Origin of the sequence: Blautia sp. DFI.6.71, from assembly GCF_020593585.1 — a bacterium.
GTDB lineage: Bacteria > Bacillota > Clostridia > Lachnospirales > Lachnospiraceae > Blautia_A > Blautia_A wexlerae.
Genome location: NZ_JAJDMJ010000095.1, coordinates 1 through 5,291 on the forward strand (window position 1 = coordinate 1; position 5,291 = coordinate 5,291).

Annotated in this window: 7 protein-coding genes; 2 read left to right on the forward strand and 5 right to left on the reverse strand. The window is 41.4% G+C overall.

Features of this window, described 5'->3' with window-relative positions:
* Positions 1-195: hypothetical protein (locus tag LJE12_RS19135; protein ID WP_227292370.1), on the forward strand; the 195-nt coding region annotated here is incomplete at its 5' end.
* A gap of 161 nt (positions 196-356) precedes the next feature.
* On the opposite strand, the gene LJE12_RS19140 is transcribed toward LJE12_RS19135, so the two are convergent.
* From LJE12_RS19140 to LJE12_RS19155, 4 genes are read right to left on the reverse strand one after another with little or no spacing between them, the layout of a single operon-like run.
* Positions 357-614, reverse strand: a complete 258-nt coding sequence (locus LJE12_RS19140; RefSeq protein ID WP_227227052.1) for a glyoxalase — start codon at positions 612-614, stop codon at positions 357-359.
* Between the two features lies 1 nt (position 615).
* Complete coding sequence (locus tag LJE12_RS19145; protein WP_020993369.1) at positions 616-1,419, reverse strand: HAD family hydrolase; 804 nt, start codon at positions 1,417-1,419, stop codon at positions 616-618.
* Positions 1,412-2,077 carry an HAD family hydrolase gene (locus LJE12_RS19150; protein ID WP_008705515.1) on the reverse strand — a complete coding sequence of 222 codons (666 nt, stop codon included), beginning with the start codon at positions 2,075-2,077 and terminating at the stop codon, positions 1,412-1,414. The genes LJE12_RS19145 and LJE12_RS19150 overlap by 8 nt, the downstream gene beginning before the upstream one ends.
* A 6-nt stretch (positions 2,078-2,083) precedes the next feature.
* A complete protein-coding gene (locus tag LJE12_RS19155) occupies positions 2,084-2,677 on the reverse strand; it encodes a Maf family protein (protein ID WP_055057254.1) in 594 nt (197 codons plus the stop codon).
* Positions 2,678-2,896: 219 nt separating this feature from the next.
* Between LJE12_RS19155 and LJE12_RS19160 the strand changes: the two genes are divergently transcribed.
* Positions 2,897-3,301 (forward strand): hypothetical protein, encoded by a 405-nt coding sequence (locus tag LJE12_RS19160; RefSeq protein WP_044956000.1) that lies wholly within the window; start codon positions 2,897-2,899, stop codon positions 3,299-3,301.
* A 109-nt stretch (positions 3,302-3,410) separates the two neighbouring features.
* Here the strand turns inward: LJE12_RS19160 and LJE12_RS19165 are convergent, their stop codons facing one another.
* A complete protein-coding gene (locus LJE12_RS19165) occupies positions 3,411-5,078 on the reverse strand; it encodes a glutamine--tRNA ligase/YqeY domain fusion protein (protein WP_055053751.1) in 1,668 nt (555 codons plus the stop codon).
* Positions 5,079-5,291: the final 213 nt, after the last annotated feature.

The following is a 5,291-nucleotide window of genomic DNA, read 5'->3' on the forward strand; positions in this document are numbered from 1 at the left end:
AAGACGTTTCTTGGAGATGCTGCGTTTGATGCCATTAACATTTACAAATCCCTCTATAATAAGATTTGTAATTATTCAGCAGCCGCTCTGAAGGTACTGAATAATTACAGTTCTGTGATGCTTCTGTGTCTGTCTGCCCTTTTCATTCCCATCACAGACCACAACATCGTTTTTCTCTGTATAAAAGCATTATAGCATCACATTTTCCGGAAATGTAATCTGTATTTTCTCCCTTAAAACAACTTCAGCCCCTGAGTATCAGAGTTCAATTTTCTCCAATATTCAGGGACCGAACTGTGTTTTACAGTTATTTCTCCGATATATCACGTGATATCCATAATTTGACCGAACAGTTTTTATCCTTCTACTATCAGATATTTTCCATCCGGCAGAGCAAATACTTCACTTGCATCTTCCAGTTCTTCATCTGATATTCCTTCCACATCAGCGCCTGACTCTTCCAGATATTCTCTCACTTCTTCAATAGAATCCACAACCTGCGCCATGCAATCCTCAAGGAATGCTTCCGCTGCTTCATATGATTCTGCTACCGCCTGTGGAAAAAGCTGCTCCTGATTTTCAAGAAACGTATTAATACATTCTTCTGTAAACAATTTAAATAACCTCCTCAATCTTTCCCTTTGCCCGGATCAGCTTCTCAAGGACCGGTTCAACCTGTTTTGTCATATAGGACGTAGCTGCCCGTACCCCCTCCTTGGAATGCTCCATGGCAAAGCCATATTTTACCGCTTTAAGCATCTCTATATCATTATATTCGTCTCCGAACGCAATACATTCTTCCGGCGAAATATGATATCTTTTCTGATATTCTCTGATTCCTTTTGCCTTGTTTGTTCCAAAAGGAATAAAATCAATCCACTCATTTCCCGAAGTGACAACAACACATTCTTTTCCAAATCTGTCCATCCAGTATTTCACAGATTCTTCTGTAAGGCCGGCCGGTTCAAACACAGCCAGCTTCATGATAGGAGCCGTCATCTCTTCCATGCTGTTTACAAATCTGCATTCATTTTTTACTTCATATAACATATGGTCATGAAATCTCTTTGTCTTCGGCATCAGGTAGTGGTAATCCTTTGCAGAACAGGTAAACTCGGCATCCTTCTTTTCCAGGATTGCAGAAATAATCTCCCCTGCCAGCTTTCTGTCAAAAGAATCCTGATACAGTACCTCTCCATGATCCACTGCCAGTGCACCATTCTCCGAAATATAGGAAATCTCTGAAGCAACAGGTGCAAACAGCTTTGTCATATTCGGATATTGCCTTCCACTGGCTGCTACAAACATAATCCCCAGTTCCTCTAACTGCCTGATCAGCGAAAAAATTTCTTCAGGCAGAGACTGTGCCTTATGTAAAAGTAACGTCCCATCCAGATCACTTGCAACCAACTTAATCATTTCCATGTTCCTCGCAAATTTTTACCAGATCTGTCGGTTTCTCAGCGACAAGATCTGCTCCATTCTCATTCAGTTCTTTTCGGTCACGAAAGCCCCATAGCGCACCTACTGTATACATTCCTGCTGCTTTACCGGTCTTCATATCTGTACTTGTATCTCCCACATACATACATTCTTCCGGTTTTACACCAAATTTCTCCGCAACCATAAGCGGACCATCAGGTGCCGGTTTCCTGCGGATTGCTTCGCTCTGACCAACTACCATATCAAATTCCCCGTCAAAAAGCTGCGCAATTACTTTCACAGCTGCAGGATGAGGTTTATTTGAACAAACTGCCAGCTTCATTCCATGTTCCTTCAATTTCTTTAAGGTTTCCGGCATTCCCTTATAGGGAACTACTTTATACATCGGATCTGCTTCAAACATTTCCCGGTAAAGCTTCTGTCCCTCATCATAATGCGCAAGTTCCGGATCCCCCGCATCCTTAAGTGCGCGGCGGATCAGCATATTTGCCCCTTCTCCGCTGTAATATCTGAAATTATCCACCGGAAGTGTTTTCAACCCGAATTTTTCCATAATAATATTAGTCACATAAGCCATGGAATCCAGCGTATCAGCCAGTGTTCCATCCAAATCAAATATACATGCTTTAATCATCTTTTGTCATCCTCTTAAGTTAATTCCTGATTTCTTCATTTCATAAAATAATCTGGCAACCGGGAGTCCTACCACATTATTGTAATCTCCGCTGATCCCCTTTACATAAATTCCGAAAAGTCCCTGGATGCCATAGCTTCCAGCCTTATCCATAGGCTCTCCTGTAGCAACATACTCTCTGATCTCCTCATCTGAAACCGGATAAAAAGTCACATCTGTACTTTCATAAAAAGTATGTTCTGTCCAGACTTTTTCTTTCTTTTCCCATACAGAAACGCCGGTATATACCTGATGAGTATTTGCCTGAAGTTTCTTTAATGTATTCACTGCATCCTCTGTATCATGAGGTTTGCCAAGGATCACATTCTCAAACACTACCACTGTGTCAGATCCGATCACAATTGTTCCGTCGGCACTATCTTTCATAGTGCGGATAACAGAAGCTGCTTTATCCGAAGCCAGCTGTTTTACTGCCTCTCCCGGATTGTCTGAGATACGATTCTCATCACCTGATGCAGGCAGCACTTCAAAATCCACGCCAGCCCGTTCCAACAGTTCTTTTCGTCTGGGTGAAGCAGATGCCAAAATAATTTTTCTCATAATAACCTCTTCTTTCCTGTCATAGTATACCTTGTATCTTTTTGGTATGCAACTGCTTTCATTAACTCTTTCCATAAAATTTCGCTTTCCTTTTTATCTGAAAAGTATTAAAATAACAATAACCTATAGCTGAATAAAATGGTGTCAGGAGTAAAAGATATTTTTATCCTGACTCGCTGTCAAAAATAGGAGAATATCAGAAAGGAGTTTATGATTATCATGGCTAAAATTAATAAATACTGGGGATATGTTGCAATAGGTGCCCTTACAGCAGCTGCTGCCGGTGCTGTAGCTGCCCTTATTGCCAAAAAAGGATCCTGTAAAGAGGATTTTGATTTTGAAGATGACTTTGATGATTTCGATCTGACTGATGAAAAGGAAACTGCTAAGGAAGATCAGGAACCTGCCGAAGATTTCCAGTCCTGGGAACATACAGGCGAACAGTCTGCAACAGATGACACCGAAAGCGAAGAAGCTGAAGAAGCTGCTGATACAGACGATTCTGAGAAGTCTTCCGATAAAGCTGCTGAAGTTGAGATTAAAGATGCAGAAGAGGAAGAAGATGCCGATGAACCCGAGAATTTTGAAGAGACTATGGACGCTGCATCTGAATCTGAAGAATAAACGTTACCGTTCACAGTAACGTAACCAAAAAGGAATGTTACTTCACGATTATACAATCGTAGAAGCAACATTCCCTTTTTATTCTGATTATATTACTATTTCAGTCTCATTATGCTTTCGGAAGTTTAAATGAGCTCTTCAGAGACACTATACGGTTGAATACCGGTGCACCCTCTTTAGAATCATGGATATCTGCACAGAAAAATCCTGTTCTTACGAACTGGAAGCTGTCATAGCCTTTTGCTTCCATAAGTGCAGGTTCTACATATGCAGTAACTTTTGTCAGAGAGTTCGGATTTACATTCAGAGAACCATCTTCTTTGTTGTATACACCCTTCTCCTCGTCTACGATATTCTCATAGAGACGTACTTCTGCTTTTCCTGCCTGACTTGCTTCTACCCAGTGAATGGTTCCTTTTACTTTTCTGCCATCCGGCGCATTGCCACCCTTTGTTGCAGGATCATAAGTACAGTGTACAACACGTACAGTTCCATCTTCATCAGCTTCATATCCTGTACAGGTTACAAAATATGCGTTCATAAGACGAACCTCTGTGCCCGGGAACATTCTCTTATATTTCTTAGGCGGATCTACCATGAAGTCTTCTCTCTCAATATAGAGTTCTCTGCCAAACGGTATTTTACGGGTTCCCAGTTTTTCATTCTCCATATTGTTCGGAGCTTCCAGATATTCTACTTCGCCTTCCGGATAATTATCAATCACAAGCTTGATCGGATCAAGAACAGCCATCAAACGTGGACGTTTCAGTTTCAGATCCTCACGGATGCAGTATTCAAGCATTGCATAGTCAACAGAGCTGTTTGCTTTGGATACACCGCAGAGTTCTACAAACATTTTGATGGATTCCGGTGTAAATCCACGGCGGCGCAGTGCTGCGATGGAAACCAGACGCGGATCATCCCATCCGTCTACGATGCCTTCCTCTACCAGTTTCTTGATATAACGTTTACCTGTAACTACATTTGTCAGATACAGTTTTGCAAACTCAATCTGCTTCGGTGGCTGTGGGTATTCCAATTCTTTTACAACCCAGTCATACAGTGGTCTGTGATCCTCAAACTCCAGAGTACAGATGGAATGTGTGATTCCCTCAATCGCATCCTCGATGGGATGGGCGAAATCATACATTGGATAGATGCACCATGTATCACCTGTTCTGTGGTGAGTCATATGAGCAACACGATAGATAACCGGGTCGCGCATATTCATGTTCGGAGATGCCATATCGATCTTGGCACGAAGCACTTTCTCTCCGTCTGCATATTTGCCTTCTTTCATCTCTTCAAAAAGCTGCAGGTTCTCTTCTACGCTTCTGTTTCTGTATGGACTTTCTTTACCCGGCTCTGTAAGAGTTCCACGATATTCACGGATCTGATCTGCTGTCAGGTCACATACATAGGCTTTGCCTTTCTGGATCAGCTTTACAGCAGCTTCATACATCTGTTCGAAATAGTCAGATGCAAAAAACAGTCTGTCTTCCCAGTCTGCACCAAGCCATTTGATATCTGCTTTGATGGATTCTACAAACTCACTCTTTTCTTTGGTCGGGTTTGTATCATCAAAACGCATGTTGAACTTGCCGTTATATTCCTGTGCAAGACCATAGTTTAAAAGAATAGATTTCGCATGACCGATATGAAGATATCCATTCGGTTCCGGCGGGAAACGCGTATGCACGGTGTCATAAACACCCTCTGCTAAATCTTTATCAATGATATTCTCAATAAAATTTTTGGAAACTGTTTCGTTCTCCATCTTTTTCCCTCCTGTTGTCGTATTTTATACTGTTTTTTCACACATCTATATATAAAAAATACAACTGAATATTTTTTATGTCGAATGAATTTATATTATCATTGGAAATTCCATCTGTCAACCGTTTACACAACAGTGACAGGCCTTATATTTCTCAGACGTTACTGTTCACTCCGTTCACAGTAACGTAGCCAAAATTCATTCCAGATTGCC